The sequence below is a fragment of the Nocardia sp. NPDC004860 genome, assembly GCF_040609015.1.
Classification (GTDB): domain Bacteria; phylum Actinomycetota; class Actinomycetes; order Mycobacteriales; family Mycobacteriaceae; genus Nocardia.
On the sequence record NZ_JBEXJI010000038.1, the window covers coordinates 1 to 18,264 of the forward strand.

Genomic DNA, 18,264 nt, shown 5'->3' on the forward strand with positions numbered 1-18,264 from the left:
CTGTGGCCCCCCCCCCGCCCCGGGGGGGGGGGGGGTTGGGTGGGGGGGGCCGCGAGGGCCCACCCCCCCCCTGGCTGGTATTTTTGATTATTAGCCTATCACCACGCCCCCACACCGTCAGCGGTTTTCAGCGGGTGGTGACCTCGTGCCAGAGGTCCGCGTCATTGCGCTGACGCAGCTTGCTGATTCCGAAGACAACGGCGGCGATCACAACGAGGGTGAGGACGAATTTCATGTCTCCCACCCTACGTGGCGGAGTCTTGACGAACAAACATAGGACTCCTATGGTTTCGCCATGACGATCCCAGCCCCCGCCGGATACACCTACGACAGCCCGAATCTCACGTCCTCCCCGATCTCGCCGGACGAGCTCGCCGAACTCCAGCGGTCGCTGCTGTGGAGCGGCGAGGACGCCGCGGCCCTGCGGCGGGCCGGGGAGATCCTGGTGCCGCAGACCGATCGAATCCTCGACGTCTGGTACGGATTCGTCGGCGCGAACAGCCATCTGGTCGCCGCCTTCGCCGGCGCCGACGGGCAGCCCGATCCGGCGTACCTGGCGGCCGTGCGGGCCCGGTTCGGGCAGTGGATCGCCGATGTGTGCACCCGCGAGTACGACGCGAACTGGCTGGCCTACCAGGAGGAGATCGCGCGCCGCCACCACACCTCCGGCAAGAACCGCACCGATGGGGTGGACTCGCCCGCCACCCACATCCCCCTGCGGCATCTGCTCGCGCTCATCGTGCCGATCACCGTGACGGTCCGCGACTTCCTGGGCGCGACCGGCGCACCCGCCGTCGAGGTCGATGTCATGTACCACGCCTGGTTCAAGGCGATCACCCTGTCGGCGGTGCTATGGGCCAGGCCGTACAGTCCTGACCTGTGGTGAATGCGGGAGACGACAACGAGGTCGCGGACAAGGTGGTCGCGGCATTGGACCGGATCGCCCGCGGCGTCCGCACCCACCGTCAGGCCATCGCCTCCCGCACCGGTCTGACGCCCCTGCAACTCGAACTACTGCGCACCCTCGCCGACGGCCCGCCGCCGGAACCCCTCACCGGGCTGCTGGCCGCCGAACTCGGGGTCAGCCAGCCCACGGTGTCGGATTCGCTGCTGGCGCTGGAACGCAAGGGTCACGTGGCCCGGCAGCCGGCTCCGGGCGACCGCCGGCGCAGCGCCATCGTCCTCACTCCCGACGGCGCCGAACTGGCCGCCGAGATCCGCGCCGCGGACGACGTGTTGCGCGCCTGCGTCGCGGATCTGCCCGGCGCACAACAGGATCAGACCCTGCGCACCCTGCTCGACCTGATCGCCGGGCTGCTCCGGGCCGGGGTGGTGCAGGTGGCCCGCACCTGCACCACCTGCCGCTTCTACCGCCCGGGCGAGGGGGGTACGCCCCGCTGCGACCTGCTCCAGCAGCCGCTCCCCCCAGGCGACCTCCGCGTCAACTGCCCCGAGCACCAACCGGCAGGCGACTGAGCACGGGGTTTGACCTGGGCCAACCCCGACATGTACCTTCGTGCAGGTCTGGGGCCTTAGCTCAATTGGCAGAGCACTGCCTTTGCAAGGCAGGGGTTAGGGGTTCGATTCCCCTAGGCTCCACGAACGAAAGCCGCAGGTTGCCTCGCAACCTGCGGCTTTTTCGTATTCCGTGCGCGTCGTATCTTGATGCCGCAGTGGCCGAATCGTGAAATGAAAAAAGCCTCCCGGTATTCCGGAAGGCGTTTTCGATCTTTGAGTGGGCCTAGGAGGACTTGAACCTCCGACCTCTTCGTTATCAGCGAAGCGCTCTAACCGCCTGAGCTATAGGCCCTCAATGGGTGTTCGAAGTGTGTGACTCGAACGAGGCAGAAGATTACCGTACCGGAGCGCCGATAACCAAAACGGCCGGTCAGCGCCCTGCACGGGGCAGGACGGACCGGCCGTAGCGGCGGATCGAAACAGCGGTTTCTAGTCGGGATCGGCCAGGGTGACCTGGATGCCGCCGACCAGATCGGTGCACTGGTTGTAGACGAAGACGCCGACCGTGGACAGCGCCGTCAGCAGCACCACATTGATGAGACCGATCACACCGGCGTAGCCGAAGACCGTGCCCGCGTCGATGAGCGCCGAGGAGCTGTCCGAACTGGAGTCGGTGAAAGTGGAGACGGTGGAGTTCAGGCGCTCCCAGACGCCCATGCCCTCGAGCACCAGGTACAGCAGGCCGACGGCCAGCATCCACACGAAGAACATGGCCACGCTGATCACCAGCGAGACCTTCAGCGTGGACCACGGGTCGATGTGGCGCAGCTGCACGGTGGCGCGCAGCGGCTCACCGGTGGCCGCGGCCTGCGCCACCGCCGCGGGGGCGGACGGCGAGACCGGACCGGCCGGCGCGATCGGCTCCGGCGGCGGCAGCGGGTGCCGCAGCTCGGACAGATCCGGCAGATCCTTGACCAGTTCCGGGCGGGCGATGCTGCGGGTCGGTCCGTCGATGCCGACGGACTTCACCATGGCCGCCTCCTTGCGCGCCGCCTTGGCCGCCAGGTCGGCGGTGGTGCGGGCATTGGAGACGCCGGCATTGAGGCCGCCGCCCTGCAGACCGCCGCCCTTGAGGCTGGCGGTGCTGCCCGGTGTCGGGGCCTGGCCCGGGCGGTACAGGTTGGACTGCGGCTCCCGCTGCGGCAGCTGCGACCAGCCTTCCTGGAAGGGCGAACCGCCCTGGGTGTCCGCGGCCTCCGGTGCCGCAGCCTCTGCCGAATTGTTACCTTCCGGCCCGAAATCGCCGGACTGGTCCGACAATTCGGGTGATTGCGGCGCACCGCCGTCGTTCCCGCCGGTCCGCGGAATAGGCCGCGGCGGAATCGGGGACGGGGCGATTCTCTCGGTCACGCCATTGGCATGACCGCGCTGGTCATTCGGCTGATTCGTGGTCAATGGTGAATCCTTCGATCCGTTTGTGCCGCCGCTGCTGTGGTGAAACTACTGCTTCGCCGAACCGCTGGTGTCATCTTCGGCAACCTGGTCGGGCTCATCCGCGTTCCGGGCGATCGCGAGCAAAATATCGCCCTCGCCCAGGTTCATCAACCGCACGCCCTTGGTTTGGCGACCGGCCTTGCGAACCTGGTTCGCCGCGGTGCGAATGACACCGCCACCGGAGGTGATCGCATACAACTCATCGTCATCATTGACGATGAGTGCACCGACCAGATTGCCACGCTTCGCGTCGTACTGGATCGTCAGCACACCCTTGCCGCCGCGACCCTGCGCCGTGTACTCGTCGATGGCCGTGCGCTTGGAGTACCCACCCGCCGTCGCGACCAGCAGATAGATGCCCTCCGCGTCGCGAACGACGTTGAGCGACAACAGTTCATCGTCGGCATTGAAGCGCATGCCCTGCACGCCGGAGGTGGCCCGGCCCATCGGGCGCAGCACCTCGTCATTGGCATTGAAGCGGATGGACTGGCCGTGCGCCGACACCAGCAGCAGATCGTCGTCCGCCGAACACAGTGCCGCACCGACCAATTCGTCCTCATCGCGCAGATTCACCGCCACGATGCCGCCGGTCCGGTTGGAATCGAAGTCGGTCAGCTTGGACTTCTTGACCAGACCCTTGCGGGTGGCCAGCACCAGATAGGGCGCGTCCTCGTAGGACTTGAGCTGAATGACCTGGGCGATCTTCTCGTCCGGCTGGAAGGCGAGCAGGTTCGCCACGTGCTGGCCGCGCGCGGTGCGGTTGGCCTCGGGCAGCTCGTACGCCTTGGCCCGGTACACCCGGCCCTTGTTGGTGAAGAACAGCAGCCAGTCGTGGGTGGAGGTGACGAAGAAGTGCTTGACGATGTCGTCCTGCTTGAGACCCGCGCCCTGCACGCCCTTGCCGCCGCGCTTCTGCGAACGGTAGAGGTCGGTCTTGGTGCGCTTGGCGTAGCCGGTCTCGGTGATCGTCACGACCACGTCCTCGCGGGCGATCAGATCCTCGTCCTGCACATCGCCGTCGGCCGCGATGATCTTGGTGCGGCGGTCGTCGCCGTACTTGTCGACGATCTCGGCCAATTCGTCACGGACGATGGCGCGCTGGCGCTCCGGCTTGGCCAGGATGTCGTTGAGGTCCGCGATCTCGGCCTCGATCTTGGCCAACTCGTCGAGGATCTTCTGACGCTCCAGGGCCGACAGGCGGCGCAGCTGCATGTCGAGGATGGCCGTCGCCTGGATCTCGTCGATCTCCAGCAACTGCATCAGGCCGGTGCGCGCGGTCTCGGTGTCGGCCGAGCGGCGGATCAACGCGATCACGGCGTCCAGCTGGTCGAGCGCCTTCACCAGACCGCGCAGGATGTGAGCCCGCTCCTCCGCCTTGCGCAGCAGGTAGCGGGTGCGCCGGATGATGACTTCCAACTGGTGATTCACATACAGCCGGATCATCTGATCCAGGCGCAGCGTGCGCGGCACCTTGTCGACGATCGAGAGCATGTTGCAGCCGAAGGAGGTCTGCAGCTGGGTGTGCTTGTAGAGGTTGTTCAGCACCACCTTGGCGATGGCGTCACGCTTCACCGTGATGACGATGCGCAGACCGACACGGTCGGACGACTCGTCGTGGATGTCGGAGACACCCGCGATCTTGCCGTCCTTCACCTGCTCGGCGATGGCGTTGATGAAGTTGTCGGTATTGACCTGGTACGGCAGCTCGGTGATGACGATCGTGGTGCGGCCCCGGTTGTCCTCCTCGATCTCCACCACACCGCGCATGCGGACCGAACCGCGCCCGGTGGTGTAGGCGTCGATGATGCCCTGGGTGCCCACGATCAGGCCGGCGGTCGGGAAGTCGGGGCCCTTCACGCGCTCGATGCACGCCGCGAGGGTGGCCTCCTCGTCGGCGTCGTGGTTGTCCAGCGCCCAGTAGATGGCCTCGGCCAGCTCGTTCAGGTTGTGCGGCGGGATGTTCGTCGCCATGCCGACGGCGATGCCGTTGGAGCCGTTCATGAGCAGGGCGGGCACCCGGCTCGGCAGAACGGTCGGCTCCTGCGTCTTACCGTCGTAGTTGGGGATGAAATCGACCGTCTCGTGGTCGATCTCGCGCAGCATCTCCATGGCCAGCGGCGTCAGGCGGCACTCCGTGTAACGCATGGCGGCCGCGCCGTCGTTGCCGCGGGAACCGAAGTTGCCCTGGCCGTCGACCAGCGGGTAGCGCAGCGCCCACGGCTGCGCCATGCGCACCAGAGTGTCGTAGATCGCGGTGTCACCGTGCGGGTGGTAGTTACCCATGGTGTCGGCGACCGGGCGCGCGGACTTCACGTAGCCGCGGTCGGGCCGATACCCGTTGTCGTACATCGCGTACAGGATCCGGCGGTGCACCGGCTTCAGGCCGTCGCGCACCTCCGGCAGCGCGCGGCCCACGATCACGCTCATGGCGTAGTCGATGTAGGAGTTCTGCATCTCCTGCTGGATGTCGACCGGCTCGATGCGGTCGCCACCCGAGGGCGGAAGCGAAGTCTCAGTCATGAATCAGGTCTCCGTCAGAAGTAGGGGTGGTCCTCGCGGCGCGCACGCGGAGGCCGAAAAGGCCTCCGCTGTCGCGAATTACACGTCGAGGAACCGGACGTCCTTGGCGTTCCGAGTGATGAAGCTGCGGCGAGCCTCCACGTCCTCACCCATGAGGATCGAGAACAGCTCATCGGCCGCGGCCGCGTCATCGAGCGTGACCAGACGCAGAACGCGCACGGTCGGATCCATGGTGGTCTCCCACAGCTCCTTCGGGTTCATCTCACCGAGACCCTTGTAGCGCTGGATACCGTCGTCCTTGTTGATCTTCTTACCGGCCGCCAGCCCGCGCTCCAGCAGACCGTCGCGCTCCTTGTCCGAGTACGCGAACTCCGGCTCGGACCGCTGCCACTTCAGTTTGTACAGCGGCGGCATCGCCAGATACACGTGACCGTGCTCGACCAGCGGGCGCATGAAGCGGAACAGCAGGGTCAGCAGCAGCGTCGAGATGTGCTGGCCGTCGACGTCGGCGTCGGCCATCAGCACGATCTTGTGATAGCGCAGCTTGGCGATGTCGAACTCGTCGTGGATGCCGGTGCCGAACGCCGTGATGATCGACTGCACCTCGGTGTTCTTCAGCACGCGGTCGATGCGCGCCTTCTCCACATTGATGATCTTGCCGCGCAGCGGCAGGATCGCCTGGTACATCGAATCGCGGCCGGACTTGGCCGAACCACCGGCCGAGTCACCCTCCACGATGTAGATCTCGGACTTGCTCGGATCCTTCGAGCGGCAGTCGGCCAGCTTGCCCGGCAGACCGCCGATATCGGTGGCCGACTTGCGGCGCACCAGCTCACGCGCCTTACGGGCCGCGACCCGCGCCTGCGCCGACGAAACCGCCTTCTGCACAATCGTCTTCGCATCGGCCGGGTTCGCCTCGAACCAGTGCGAGATGTGCTCGTTGCAGGTGCGCTGGACGAAGGACTTCACCTCGGTATTGCCGAGCTTGGTCTTGGTCTGGCCCTCGAACTGCGGGTCGGCGATCTTCACGCTCACGATGGCGGCGAGACCCTCACGGATGTCGTCACCGGTGAGATTGCCTTCCTTCTCCTTGAGGAGCTTCTTGTCCTTCGCGTACTTGTTCACCACCGTGGTGAGCGCCGCGCGGAAGCCCTCCTCGTGGGTGCCGCCCTCGTGGGTGTTGATGGTGTTGGCGAAGGTGTGGACGGACTCGGAGTAGCCCGAGTTCCACTGCATCGCCACCTCGACCTCGTGGCCGGTGCCCTTGCCGGTGAAGCCGACGATCGAATTGTGGATCGGCGTCTTGGTCCGGTTGATGTGGCGGACGTAGTCCTCGAGACCGCCCGGGTAGTGATAGGTGCGGGTCTTCGTCTTCGGCTCGGCGGCGGGCGCGTTCTCGTCGAGATGCTTGGGCGCCTCGGCGGTTTCGCTCACCACCTCGTCGGTGATGTCGCCCTCGTGGATCCGCTGATCGGTCAGCGTGATGGTGAGGCCCTTGTTCAGGAACGCCATCTCCTGCAGGCGGCGGGCGACCGTCTCGAAGCTGAAGGTGGTGGTCTCGAAGATGTCCGGGTCCGGGAAGAACCGGATGGTGGTGCCGGTCTTCTTGGTCGACTCGCCCTGGATCAGCTTGCCGGGCTTGGCGTCCTTGTACTCCTGGGTCCAGTGGTACCCGCCGTAGTTCACCTCGGCCTCGAGGCGGGTGGACAGCGCGTTCACCACGGAGATGCCGACACCGTGCAGACCACCCGACACCGCATAGGACTCGCCGTCGAACTTGCCGCCGGCGTGCAGCTGGGTCATGACCACCTCGATGGTCGGCACACCCTGCGCATGCATATCGGTGGGGATACCACGACCGTCGTCGACGACCTCGACACCGCCGTCGGCCAGCAGGGTGACGTCGACACGCGTGGCATACCCGGCCATCGCCTCATCGACCGAGTTGTCGACGACCTCCCAGATCAGATGGTGCAGGCCGCGCTCACCGGTGGAGCCGATGTACATGCCGGGGCGCTTGCGAACCGCCTCCAGCCCCTCGAGCACCGTGATCGACGTCGCGCTGTACGACTGATTGCCCTGCTTGGTCGAGCCTTCTGCGTTGGAGTCCATGGCAGCCACTGGTGGGTAGCTCTCCTTACTTGCTGATCCTCCCGGCACAGTGCATGGCACGCGTGGAGCCCTCAGACGCTGTCTGCTCGAGTACCCAGACGCTGTCTGCTCGAGAATTACGGGGGCTCACGCGCGGGCGCTGCGGAACGCGCCGGGAGGTATCGCCGCTAGTTACTCCCCCATCCTACTGGTACGACCGACAGAGAACCCACCTATGACACCCCTGAGTGGGCCGTAGGGTCATGAAATCGACCAGCGACATGACCCGTTATGGGTGCGGGGGGTTCCAGAAGCCTCAGCGGGCGATGTGAGCGCGGGCCCGGAGCGGTTTGCGCGAGGGTTCTCCGTGATCTCCGGACGCCGCGCGTGACGATCTCTTCTCGTTCCACGTGAAACAAACGCCGCGGAGCGGGAATTCGCGGCCTACCCGTAGGTGTCGCGCGGGCCCCGGCCCTTGATGTGCCGCTCGCCCTTGCGCCAACTCGGTGCGGTCGGGCCGTTGATCCGGAGCTGTTTGACGACGCCGTTGCCGACCGCGGCCGCGATCTTGGCGAGGATCTGGGATTGGAACATGCGCAACTGGGTCGCCCAGGCCGTGGACTCGGCCTGAATGCTCAGCACGCCGTTCTCCAGCGAGATGGGCTGGGCGTGGGACGCGATGTCCTCACCCACCACGCTGGCCCAGCGGCCGAAAACCGTGCCCTCGGCGACCTTGGCCGACCAGCCGCGGCCCTTGGCCAGCTGCATGGCCAGCGCGGAGAGGGTCTGCGGATCGCGCTCGTCCGGATGCGCACCCGACCAGCCGCTGCGTCGCCGCAGGGCACGGACGCCACCCTTGCGCGGCGAGGCGCGGCCCTGACCCACCGACTTACCGGCCGCGCGCGCCGCCGCACGTGCTTCTTCGAGGGCGCGCCGAGCCAGGTCGACGCCGCGCAACTCCGGTTCCGGGCCGGTCCCGTCGCTGGATTGACGCGGGGCAACGGGATTCGCGTCGGGCGGGGTGTGGTCGTTGCCTTCGGTCGGCTCGGCCATCCACAACTCCTTCCACACCTGGGAATCCCGATGATCATCGGCGGTTCGTCACGTGATTCTGCCGTATCGCACCGACGGACTCACCGGCACGACGCACGATTCCGCCACGAGGTCACATGGACGCCGACTCGGCTATCCGGGACGCCCGGTGATCGGCCTCGCCCGTGGTCTCCACCCGCACCGGCGCGGCATCCAGCTCCGGCGGCACGTCCTCGGGCACCGCGGCGGTGATCAGCACCTGCTCGGCGCCGGCGGCGACCGCGGCCAGGGCGGTGCGGCGCCGGCGATCCAGTTCGGCGAACACGTCGTCGAGGATCAGCACCGGATCGGTTCCGGCGGAACGCAGCAGCTGGAAGGCCCCGAGCCGCAATGCCAGGGCGAAGGACCAGGACTCACCGTGACTCGCGAAGCCCTTCGCGGGCGCGGAACCCAGCATCAGATCCAGATCGTCACGGTGCGGGCCGACCAGGCACACCCCGCGCTCCAGCTCCTTGGGACGTGCCGCGGCCAGCTCCCGCAGCAGGATCGCCTCCAGCGTCTCCTCGTCCTCGGCCTGTGGCGCACGCGCGGGATCCAGGAATTCCGGCGGCAGGCTCGCGCTGCGGTAACCGATTGCGGCGGGCCGGGATTCGGGCGCGATATCTGAATAAGCCTGTGCAAGATGTGGATAAAGGTCGTGTACCAGGCGCAGCCGCTGCGCCAGCAGCACCGCCCCGTGCGCCGCCAGATGGCCGTCCCACACATCGAGGGTGCTCATCTCCGCGCCACGCGCACCCGAACGGGCATTGCGCCCAGCCGTTTTCAACAGCGCCGACCGCTGCCGCAGCACCTTGTCGTAATCCGCGCGCACCCCGGCCAGCCGCGGCAGTCGCGCGGTGGCCAGTTCGTCCAGGAAGCGCCGCCGCTCCCCCGGATCACCGCGCACCAGCGACAGATCCTCCGGCGCGAACAGCACGGTCTGCAGAATCCCCAGGATCTCCCGCGGCCGCCGTACCGGTGAGCGATTGATCTGGGCGCGATTGGCCGTGCCCTGATTCAGCTCGATATCCACCCGCAGCTCGCGGCCGGTATTGACCACCGTCGCACCGATCCGGGCCTTCTGCGCGCCGATCCGGATGAGCGGAGCGTCGGCCGCCACCCGGTGTGAGCCGAGTGTGGACAGATAGCCGATGGCCTCGATCAGGTTGGTCTTGCCGTTCCCATTGGCGCCCAGGAAAACCGTTCCACCGGGCGAAAGTTCGAGTTCGGCGGCCTCCCAGGACCGGAAATCGCGCAGTGACAGCGCACGCACGTGCATCCGGCTAGTCCACCATGCCCGCGATCGGGTTGGGTATCGGCCCCGGCTGGGGATACTCGAACGCGCGCGGCGAATCCGCCACGCGCGCCGAGTTTTTCACAGGTTTGTCAACACTGTGCACAGGTACGTCGTCCGCGCCGGGTCGATGGGTTGCCGAACGGCTCAGCCCGGCAACCGCACCGGCATCAGCAGGTAGATGTAGTTGCCGCTGAGGGCCGAGAACGCGCCCGACTCCAGCTGGGCGGGCTCCTCCTCCGGCGCCGGCAGGAACACGGCCGGGCGGCTGGGAGTGGTGAAACCGAAGGTCACCCGGTCCGAATGCGCGGCGGAGAGGCCGTCGAGCAGGTAGCCGGGGTTGAAGGCGATGGTCAGCGGCTCACCGCGGAACTCGGCCTCCAGCCACTCCTCGGCGCGGCCGGCGTCGTCGCCACCGGCGGAGAGCAGCAGGCCCTCCTCGGAGAACTCCAGCCGCACCTGGGCGCCGCGCTCGGCCACCAGGGCCACACGCTTGATGGCCTCGGTCAGCGCGTTCACCGCGAGAGTGGCGATGGAGGTGTGTTCCTTGGGGAGCAACTGGCGGAACTTGGGGAATTCCGCGTCGAGCAGACGCGTGGTGGTGCGGCGGCCGCCGTTCACGATGCCCAGCAGGCCGTCGGTGCCGGTACCGAACGCCAGCTGCACCGGCTGATCGGACGCGCCGAGGGTCTTCGCGGACTCGGACAGGGTGCGGGCCGGGACCAGCACCGCGGTCTCCACATCGGCTCGGCCCGGCTGCCATTCCAGCTCGCGGACGGCGAGACGGAAGCGGTCGGTCGCGGCCAGGACCACCTTGGGGCCCTCGATCTCGACGCGGATACCGGTGAGCATGGGGAGGGTGTCGTCACGGCCGGCGGCCACGGCCACCTGGGAGACCGCCTCGGAGAACAGGTCCACGGCGAGCTCACCGGTCTGCGGCGGCAGCTCGGGAAGCTGGGGATAGTCCTCGACCGGCATGGTCGGCAGGGAGAACTTGGCGCTGCCACAGGCGATCAGCACGCGGGTGCCGTCCACCGACACGTCCACCGGCTTGTTGGAGAGTGCCTTGGTGATATCGGCCAGCAGGCGGCCCGACACCAGCACCTGACCCGGACCGGCGACCTCGGCGGCCACCCGCATCTGCGCGGAGACCTCGTAATCGAAACCGGAGACCGTCAGGCCGTCCTCGTCAGCCACGAGGAGCACGCCACCGAGCACAGGCACCGGAGGCCGCGACGGCAGGCTGCGGGCCACCCAGGCTACGGATTCGGCGAAGTCCTCGCGGGCGACCCGAAACTTCATGCTTGCAAGCTCCATCGCCCGGTCTGTCCTCTCCACTGTCGGTCGTTCGGATCTTCGGATCAGTAATCGGCAGTCTCGCACACGGGGCCGACACCAAACCGTACCTGCGCCAGACCGACGTGCCTACGCCGACCCTCCGGCTCACCACCGGAACTCTGGTGGGCTCTCACGGGCGTTGCCCCGAACCGCTCCGGCACCGATCCCTTGCCCGTCCTTCTCCTTGCTGCCCGATCGGGTGGGGAGGGGCTGCCCACCGAACCGTGTCCTCCCAACCCGAGATTCCACACACCCTGTTTTAGAAGAACCTTTTCTAGAAGAAGAACTGAAGTAGTAGTAGGTCCTGTTAGTTCTGTGGACTTCGGCCATTCACCCAGGTCGGAGCGTCCGGCGGCGTGTGGATGTCGTCGGGGTGGCTCGAGGATGAACAACGCGTGGCTGTGGAGTTGACCTGCTACTCCACATCTCTCCTCGAGCCATCCTCGAGTTGGTCCCACGTTTCGGGCCATGCTGCGCACATCTGAGCGAAACCGGGGACAACTCGAGGATTCCTCGAGGACCTGACATGGACTCCTCGAGGAATCCACAAGCCGCTGAGCGTATCCGGGCAGGTCAGCCCTCGAGGATGAATCCGCCTGTGGGAACTGTGCACGAAAAGTTGTGCACCCCTGTGCATGACGCCTTGGGGGCAACCCGGTGGACAACAGTGGGATTCCTCGAGGAGTCCACACACTTTCCTCGAGGACTCCTCGAGGAATCCACAACCCCGGAAAACAAAGAACCCCACGTCAGACGACGTGGGGTCCTGTGGACTGTGGATCAGCGCGAACGCTGTTTGATTCGGGCTGTGAGTTCTTGAACCTGGTCGTACACGCGCCGCCGCTCGGTCATCTCCTTGCGTACCTTCTTCTCCGCGTACATGACCGTGGTGTGGTCGCGGCCGAAGGCCTGGCCGATCTTGGGCAGGGACAGATCGGTGAGCTCACGGCACAGATACATGGCGATCTGCCGGGCCTGCGCCAGCGGCCGCGCCTTGCCGGGACCGGTCAGCTCCTCCAGCGTGGTGTTGAAGTACTCCGCGGTCACGGCCATGATCGTGGCCGCCGTGATCTCCAGCGTCGCGGTGTCGGGCATCAGATCCCGCAGCACCACCTCGGCCAGCGACAGATCCAGCGGCTGCCCGTTCAGCGACGCGAACGCGGTGACGCGGATCAGCGCGCCCTCCAGCTCGCGAATATTGCGCTCCACCCGGCTGGCGATCAGTTCGAGCACATCGTGCGGCACGTCCAGGCGGTCCATGCGGGCCTTCTTGCGCAGGATCGCGATCCGGGTCTCGAGCTCCGGCGGCTGCACATCGGTGATGAGCCCCCACTCGAACCGGGTGCGCAGCCGCTCCTCCAGCGTCGCCAGCTGCTTGGGCGGCCGGTCGGAGGACACCACGATCTGCTTGTTGGCGTTGTGCAGCGTGTTGAAGGTGTGGAAGAACTCCTCCTGGATACCTTCCTTGCCCTCGATGAACTGGATGTCGTCGACCAGCAGGATGTCGGTCTCCCGGTAGCGGCGCTTGAACGCCACCTTCCGGTCGTCACGCAGCGAGTTGATGAAGTCGTTGGTGAATTCCTCGGTGGACACGTACTTCACCCGCATGCCCGGGAACAGCCGCTGGGCGTAGTGGCCGGCCGCGTGCAACAGGTGCGTCTTGCCCAAACCCGAAGCGCCCCAGACGAACAGCGGATTGTAGGCGCGCGCCGGCGCCTCCGCGATGGCCACCGCCGCGGCATGCGCGAAGCGGTTCGAGGCGCCGATGACGAAGGTGTCGAAGGTGTACTTCGCGTTCAGGCTGGCCGAGGATGGCGCGGGCGCGGGCTCGCGTTCGGGCGTCCGGTTGAAATAGGTCGGCCACGAATTGCGGACATTGACCACCGGCTCGTCGTCGTGCGCCTCGTCCACCGGCCGGCGCGCGGCCGGTTCCTCCGAATAGCGCGGCGCGGGTTCGTCCGAATAACGCTGGGGCGCGGGCTCGTCCGAGTACCGCTGCGGGGCGGGTTCATCGGCATAGCGCTGCGGTTCGTCGGAATACCGCTGCGTGGCGGTACGGACGGGTTCGTCCTCGGGATCCGGCGAGAACAGCGACTCCTGCCCGGGCGGCATCGGCGCGCTGCGATGGCTGTCGCGGCGCCGGGGCGGCGCGGGCGGCTCCCCGACCGGCATCGGACGGTCCGGCGCCGGCATCGGCAACTCTTCGGCCATCGGCGGCTGCCCGAATTCCACAGGTGGATAAGCATCGCGCTCGTCATACTCGGCCGGGTAGTCCTGGGGAGGGAGGTAGCGCGGCGCCGCGTACTCCTGCGGACTCGGGTACATGGGCTGTGGCCGCTCGCCCAGTGGCGGCTCGGCCGGATACGCGGGCGGCGCGGGTTCCGGTTCGCGCGGGCGCTCGGGCCGGGAGGTCATGCGCGCGTGCCGCGGGGCATTCCCCGAGCGACCGGCGGGCGGATGCTGTTGCGCGCGAATACGCACGCCCAGGCCCTCGACCTGGAGACCACGGCGGGCCAGGGATCGCAGAATGAGCTCCCGCAGGTCCCGCTCGACCGTCACCTGCGCCATCGTGCCCGGCACCGAGAGCAGGGCGAAGCCCTGCGCGAAGGTGATCGGTTCGATAGTGTTGAGCCACGCCTTGTGGGCCTTGCTGACCGGCTGGATCTCCCCGTCCGCGGAACCACTCGCCAACTCGGCGATCACCTCGGGCCAGACAGCCGTCAGCACATTCTGCTCGTCGTCCACGAACGTAGTCCTCCCCGGATGTAGGTCGATAGGAGCAGACGGTCTGCGCTGCTCGGCTCCCCCAGTCACCGGGCGTCGGCGAGTCACCGTCGGCCCTACGAATATGCCACTCCAGGGGTCTTTCCACACAATTATCCACAGATGTGGACAACCTGGGGATACACGCAACCGCGTGTCTGATTCCTCGAATCCGGCGCGTACCTGCGGGTTCACAGCAATCAGCTGGCAAAGTCAACCGCAGTCGCAGCGAAGGACTGGAAAGGACCGTACACGATGCCCGCGCCGCGACACGAACCCGCAGCAAACGCCACGCGGAACGATCGATCCAGTGCGGAAATCGGGCCTCTACCCCCGAGTTTGACCCTCGTCCAGGGGGTAAGTACCCTTCTACAGTCACCCTGTGGTGCGGTGGCGGCTGTCTGCTGCCCGTGCCGACAAGGGTATTGCGCCGAGAGACCCAGGTCCCTCGAGAGCACTGTTTCACCGACAAGCTTCGGGCGTCACCGGATGCCCACCACCTAGAGGAGTGTTGACCGTGGCCAAGGGCAAGCGGACGTTCCAGCCGAACAACCGTCGTCGGGCGCGCGTCCACGGCTTCCGTCTTCGGATGCGGACCCGTGCGGGTCGTGCCATCGTCTCGGCGCGCCGTGGCAAAGGCCGCGCCAAGCTCACGGCCTGATTCGGTAACCCCCGGATGCGGCGTCGTATGTACGACTCGCCGTCCGGTCTCCGGTCCCCCATCCGCCCGCACTCCGCTGGATGCTCAGGTGCTGCCTGAGCCCTACCGGCTGCACCGGCGCATCGACTTTTCCCGGACGGTGCGCCAGGGCCGGCGGATCGGGAGACGGGACCTCGTTGTGCACGTACTGCTACACGATGATCAGTCGAGCGGATCGACCCCGGCCATCCGGGTGGGCGGTCCGCGTTTCGGCTTGATCGTCAGCAAGGCGGTGGGTCCGGCGGTGGTACGCCACCGGGTGGCCCGCCGCCTGCGTCATATCTGCGCAAGCTTGACGGCCGAATTGCCCGGCGGCGCAGACATCGTCATTCGCGCCCTGCCGGGTGCAGCCGGCGCGCCCTCCGACGAACTGCTGCGTCAATTGCACAGCGGTTTGCGCAAGCTCGGCGCTCTGTCATGAACGCCCTGCGCGCCGCTGCCCGGATACCGGCCAAAGCTCTGATATTCCTCATCGAGCTGTATCGGACCTATATCTCCCCCACCCGCATGCCGGTGTGCCGATTCACTCCCTCGTGCAGTGAGTACGCGGTGACGGCGCTGCGCACCCGAGGACTGTTCGTCGGGCTCGGACTGACGGCCGTCCGATTGGCGAAATGTGCGCCCTGGCACCCTGGTGGGTGGGACCCCGTACCGGAGCGCAAGCACCGGCACGCGGCATCAGCTTACGAAGGATCATCGCCCGCGGTGACCGGCGATACGAACGACGGGAGTGCATAGCGCCGTGCTCGACTTCATTTATTACCCGGTGTCGGCCATTCTGTGGTTCTGGCACCAAGCATTCGGGTATGTGCTGGGCAAGAACAGCGGATTCGCCTGGGCACTGGCCGTGGTGTTCCTGGTGTTCACGTTGCGGCTGGTGCTCTACAAGCCGTTCGTGAAGCAGGTGCGCACCACCCGGCAGATGCAGGAGTTGCAGCCCCAGATCAAGGAGCTGCAGAAGAAGTACAAGAACGACCGTCAGGAAATGACGGTCCAGATGCAGAAGCTGCAGAAGGAGCACGGCTTCAACCCGCTCATGGGCTGTCTGCCGGTGCTGCTGCAGGTTCCGGTGTTCCTGGGTCTGTTCCACGTGCTGCGGTCGTTCAACCGCACCGGCCACGGGATCGGGCAGCTGGGCATGACGCCCTACGACAATGCCCACACCCCGAACTACATCTTCTCCGCGGCCGACGTTCAGTCCTTCCTGTCCGCCCGGCTCTTCGGCGCTCCCCTCTCGGCCTACATCACCGAGCCCGCCACCGTGCTGCAGTCCTTCGCCGACTACGGCGGCGTGCCGACCAAGCTGTCCATCGCGCTGGTCTCGATTCCGCTCATGGTGATCGCCGGTGTCGCGACCCACATGAACGCCCGCGCCTCGGTGGCCCGGCAGTCCGCGGAGGCCGCTGCCAACCCGCAGGCCGCCATGATGAACAAGATGGCGCTGTACGTCTTCCCGCTCGGTGTGCTCGTGGGTGGTCCGTTCCTCCCCGTCGCCATCCTGATCTACTGGGTCTCCAACAACATCTGGACCTACGGGCAGCAGCACCTCGTCTTCGGCCGCATCGAGAAGGAAGAAGAAGAGAAGAAGCAGGCGGCCCTGGAGCGTCGCGCGCAGAACGCCCCGAAGCCGGGCGCCAAGCCGGTCGACGTCCGCAAGAAGCAGGCGGCCGCCAAGGTCGAGGACGCCCCCGCCGATGCCGTCGAGGGTGGCGTCTCCGATGCGCCGCAGGCGTCGCAGAATGGTGCCAAGCCCGCGCCCGGCGCCCGGCCGAGCACCGGCAAGAAGCGCTCCGGTAATCGTGGCCGCGCCAACCAGAAGCGGCGTCGCTGAGACTTACAACTCCAGATGAAGGAAACAACCATGACTGTTGAAACCGACGGAGGGGAACCCACTGTGACGGCAGCGACTGCGGCACCGGACGCCGCGACCGACGCCGAGGAAGCGCTCATCGAAGAGGGTGAGATCGCCGGCGATTACCTCGAGCAGCTGCTGGATGTGCTCGACTTCGACGGCGATATCGACCTCGATGTCGAGGGGGACCGCGCTGTCGTGAGTATCGACGGCGGCAAGGATCTGGCGAAGCTGGTCGGTCGCCGGGGTGAGGTGCTGGACGCGCTCCAGGAGCTGACCCGGCTGGCCGTGCAGCAGGCGACCGGCGTGCGCAGCCGGCTCATGCTGGATGTCGCGGGCTGGCGCGCCAATCGTCGTTCGGAGCTGAGCGCGCTCGGCACCGAGGCGGCCAAGCGCGTGCTGGAAACCGGTGAGCGTGAAGCCCTCGCTCCCATGACCCCGTTCGAGCGCAAGATCGTCCACGACGCCGTGGCCGCCCTCGACGGTGTGGTGAGCGAGAGCGAAGGCGTGGAGCCGAACCGTCGCGTGGTGGTACTCCCCGCCTGACACGCGGACACGTACGGCAGGGCCCCCGGGTTGCAGAGACCCGGGGGCCCTACGCTTATCTGAAGTCGTCCCCCGTCGCAATTCGCCACCGTGCGAGGGGGTTCGGGGGCGCGATCCCCGACAGTCCCCCATGGGTTGGGCAAGTTCGTTCGGAAGGATGTTTCACGTGGAACCTGACACCGAGATGACCGCTCCGGGTCCGGTCGATCCCCCGGCCGCGGCCGCGGTCGTTTTCGGCGATCGGCTCGACAAGGCCCGGCTCTACTACACCGCCCTCGCCACCGCGGGCGTGGAGCGCGGACTGATCGGCCCGCGTGAGGTTCCCCGGCTGTGGGATCGCCACATTCTCAACTGTGCGGTCATCGGTGACCTGATCCCCCACGGCGTGCGCGTGGTCGACATCGGCAGCGGGGCGGGCCTGCCCGGCATCCCGCTCGCCATTGCCCGCCCCGATCTCCGAATCACCTTGGTGGAGCCGCTGCTTCGCCGGACCGTCTTCCTGGCCGAGTTCGTGGCCGAGGCCGGACTCGACAATGTCCTCATTGTGCGCGGCCGGGCCGAGCAGGCCGGTGTGAAGAAGGAGGCGGGCGGCGCGGACATTGTCACCTCCCGTGCGGTCGCTCCCCTGGCGAAGCTGGCGGGGTGGTCCATGCCGCTGGTCCACGAACACGGACGGATGCTGGCGCTCAAGGGAATCAGCGCCGCCGAGGAACTCGAGCGCGATCGCGACGACCTGACCAAGGCGGGTGCGGGGCACGCCGAGGTTCTGGAATGCGGTGTGGGAGTGCTCGAGACACCGACCTATGTCATCAGCGCTGAACGGTTGGCGCGCGCCGAGCGCCGCGCGGAGCGCAAGGGCGGGGGCCGTGGGACCGGTCGCCCGAAGCGTCACTGACGAAGCTCGGGCGATTCCCGGGTCGCGATGTTTCATGTGAAACATGAAGCCGGTTGCGATCTTTGAGTGGTTTCGCGGGTGAGTTTCCCCGACTCGAGGCGTGTCGCGGTGCGAAGCTGTCCGTTCAACTTCCGTATTGTGTCCTCTACTGGCAAGCTAATGAACGTCGAGCGTGAACGACTTCCAGCCGATTCGAGCCAGCCCTCGGTGACAACGCAGCGTCGCGGCCGTTGCTGCCGGGT

General features: G+C 66.8%; 16 protein-coding genes and 2 tRNA genes. 9 read left to right on the top strand and 9 right to left on the bottom strand.

What is annotated here, in order from left to right; all coding sequences use genetic code 11:
• Positions 1-127: 127 nt before the first annotated feature.
• A complete protein-coding gene (locus tag ABZV44_RS40440) occupies positions 128-235 on the bottom strand; it encodes a DLW-39 family protein (protein WP_354848972.1) in 108 nt (35 codons plus the stop codon).
• A 60-nt stretch (positions 236-295) separates the two neighbouring features.
• Between ABZV44_RS40440 and ABZV44_RS40445 the strand changes: the two genes are divergently transcribed.
• From ABZV44_RS40445 to ABZV44_RS40455, 3 genes are all read left to right on the top strand, one after another.
• Positions 296-886: a protoglobin domain-containing protein gene (locus ABZV44_RS40445; protein ID WP_354848975.1), complete on the top strand. Its 591-nt coding sequence runs from the start codon at positions 296-298 to the stop codon at positions 884-886.
• Complete coding sequence (locus ABZV44_RS40450; protein WP_354848978.1) at positions 880-1,476, top strand: MarR family winged helix-turn-helix transcriptional regulator; 597 nt, start codon at positions 880-882, stop codon at positions 1,474-1,476. The genes ABZV44_RS40445 and ABZV44_RS40450 overlap by 7 nt, the downstream gene beginning before the upstream one ends.
• A gap of 50 nt (positions 1,477-1,526) precedes the next feature.
• Positions 1,527-1,599, top strand: a tRNA-Ala gene (locus ABZV44_RS40455).
• A gap of 137 nt (positions 1,600-1,736) precedes the next feature.
• Here ABZV44_RS40455 and ABZV44_RS40460 read toward each other — a convergent pair.
• The 8 genes from ABZV44_RS40460 to dnaA all read right to left on the bottom strand — a co-directional run bounded on the left by ABZV44_RS40460 (position 1,737) and on the right by dnaA (position 14,011).
• Positions 1,737-1,810, bottom strand: a tRNA-Ile gene (locus tag ABZV44_RS40460).
• Between the two features lie 137 nt (positions 1,811-1,947).
• Complete coding sequence (locus ABZV44_RS40465) at positions 1,948-2,913, bottom strand: DUF3566 domain-containing protein (RefSeq protein WP_354848981.1); 966 nt, start codon at positions 2,911-2,913, stop codon at positions 1,948-1,950.
• 45 nt (positions 2,914-2,958) lie between these two features.
• Positions 2,959-5,472, bottom strand: a complete 2,514-nt coding sequence (gyrA, locus tag ABZV44_RS40470) for a DNA gyrase subunit A (RefSeq protein ID WP_354848984.1) — start codon at positions 5,470-5,472, stop codon at positions 2,959-2,961.
• A gap of 78 nt (positions 5,473-5,550) precedes the next feature.
• Complete coding sequence (gene gyrB, locus ABZV44_RS40475) at positions 5,551-7,584, bottom strand: DNA topoisomerase (ATP-hydrolyzing) subunit B (protein ID WP_354848986.1); 2,034 nt, start codon at positions 7,582-7,584, stop codon at positions 5,551-5,553.
• A 423-nt stretch (positions 7,585-8,007) separates the two neighbouring features.
• On the bottom strand, positions 8,008-8,616 hold the full coding sequence (locus ABZV44_RS40480) for a DUF721 family protein (protein ID WP_354848989.1): 609 nt from the start codon (positions 8,614-8,616) through the stop codon (positions 8,008-8,010).
• A gap of 112 nt (positions 8,617-8,728) precedes the next feature.
• Positions 8,729-9,913, bottom strand: coding sequence for a DNA replication/repair protein RecF (gene recF, locus ABZV44_RS40485; RefSeq protein ID WP_354848993.1), 1,185 nt, complete (start codon positions 9,911-9,913; stop codon positions 8,729-8,731).
• Between the two features lie 162 nt (positions 9,914-10,075).
• Positions 10,076-11,245, bottom strand: coding sequence for a DNA polymerase III subunit beta (dnaN, locus tag ABZV44_RS40490; RefSeq protein ID WP_354848996.1), 1,170 nt, complete (start codon positions 11,243-11,245; stop codon positions 10,076-10,078).
• 801 nt (positions 11,246-12,046) lie between these two features.
• Complete coding sequence (gene dnaA, locus ABZV44_RS40495) at positions 12,047-14,011, bottom strand: chromosomal replication initiator protein DnaA (RefSeq protein WP_354848999.1); 1,965 nt, start codon at positions 14,009-14,011, stop codon at positions 12,047-12,049.
• Between the two features lie 535 nt (positions 14,012-14,546).
• Between dnaA and rpmH the strand changes: the two genes are divergently transcribed.
• The 6 genes from rpmH (at position 14,547) to rsmG (ending at position 18,022) form a co-directional block, all read left to right on the top strand.
• Positions 14,547-14,690, top strand: a complete 144-nt coding sequence (rpmH, locus tag ABZV44_RS40500) for a 50S ribosomal protein L34 (RefSeq protein WP_033085250.1) — start codon at positions 14,547-14,549, stop codon at positions 14,688-14,690.
• Between the two features lie 88 nt (positions 14,691-14,778).
• The gene (gene rnpA / locus ABZV44_RS40505; RefSeq protein ID WP_354849003.1) at positions 14,779-15,150 is read left to right on the top strand and encodes a ribonuclease P protein component; all 372 of its coding nucleotides are present in this window, start codon (positions 14,779-14,781) and stop codon (positions 15,148-15,150) included.
• Positions 15,147-15,467, top strand: coding sequence for a membrane protein insertion efficiency factor YidD (gene yidD, locus ABZV44_RS40510; RefSeq protein WP_354849007.1), 321 nt, complete (start codon positions 15,147-15,149; stop codon positions 15,465-15,467). Before rnpA ends, yidD begins: the two co-directional genes overlap by 4 nt.
• A 4-nt stretch (positions 15,468-15,471) precedes the next feature.
• Complete coding sequence (gene yidC / locus ABZV44_RS40515; protein ID WP_354849009.1) at positions 15,472-16,560, top strand: membrane protein insertase YidC; 1,089 nt, start codon at positions 15,472-15,474, stop codon at positions 16,558-16,560.
• A gap of 30 nt (positions 16,561-16,590) precedes the next feature.
• Complete coding sequence (locus ABZV44_RS40520) at positions 16,591-17,127, top strand: protein jag (protein WP_354849012.1); 537 nt, start codon at positions 16,591-16,593, stop codon at positions 17,125-17,127.
• A 157-nt stretch (positions 17,128-17,284) separates the two neighbouring features.
• Positions 17,285-18,022, top strand: a complete 738-nt coding sequence (gene rsmG / locus ABZV44_RS40525; RefSeq protein WP_354849015.1) for a 16S rRNA (guanine(527)-N(7))-methyltransferase RsmG — start codon at positions 17,285-17,287, stop codon at positions 18,020-18,022.
• Positions 18,023-18,264: the final 242 nt, after the last annotated feature.

Coding starts and splice junctions, on each gene's coding strand:
- ABZV44_RS40440 (WP_354848972.1), bottom strand. CDS start 235: ATGAAATTCGTCCTCACCCTCGTTGTGATCGCCGCCGTTGTCTTCGGA.
- ABZV44_RS40445 (WP_354848975.1), top strand. CDS start 296: ATGACGATCCCAGCCCCCGCCGGATACACCTACGACAGCCCGAATCTC.
- gyrA (WP_354848984.1), bottom strand. CDS start 5,472: ATGACTGAGACTTCGCTTCCGCCCTCGGGTGGCGACCGCATCGAGCCG.
- gyrB (WP_354848986.1), bottom strand. CDS start 7,584: ATGGACTCCAACGCAGAAGGCTCGACCAAGCAGGGCAATCAGTCGTAC.
- ABZV44_RS40480 (WP_354848989.1), bottom strand. CDS start 8,616: ATGGCCGAGCCGACCGAAGGCAACGACCACACCCCGCCCGACGCGAAT.
- recF (WP_354848993.1), bottom strand. CDS start 9,913: ATGCACGTGCGTGCGCTGTCACTGCGCGATTTCCGGTCCTGGGAGGCC.
- dnaN (WP_354848996.1), bottom strand. CDS start 11,245: ATGGAGCTTGCAAGCATGAAGTTTCGGGTCGCCCGCGAGGACTTCGCC.
- yidD (WP_354849007.1), top strand. CDS start 15,147: ATGAACGCCCTGCGCGCCGCTGCCCGGATACCGGCCAAAGCTCTGATA.
- ABZV44_RS40520 (WP_354849012.1), top strand. CDS start 16,591: ATGACTGTTGAAACCGACGGAGGGGAACCCACTGTGACGGCAGCGACT.
- rsmG (WP_354849015.1), top strand. CDS start 17,285: ATGTTTCACGTGGAACCTGACACCGAGATGACCGCTCCGGGTCCGGTC.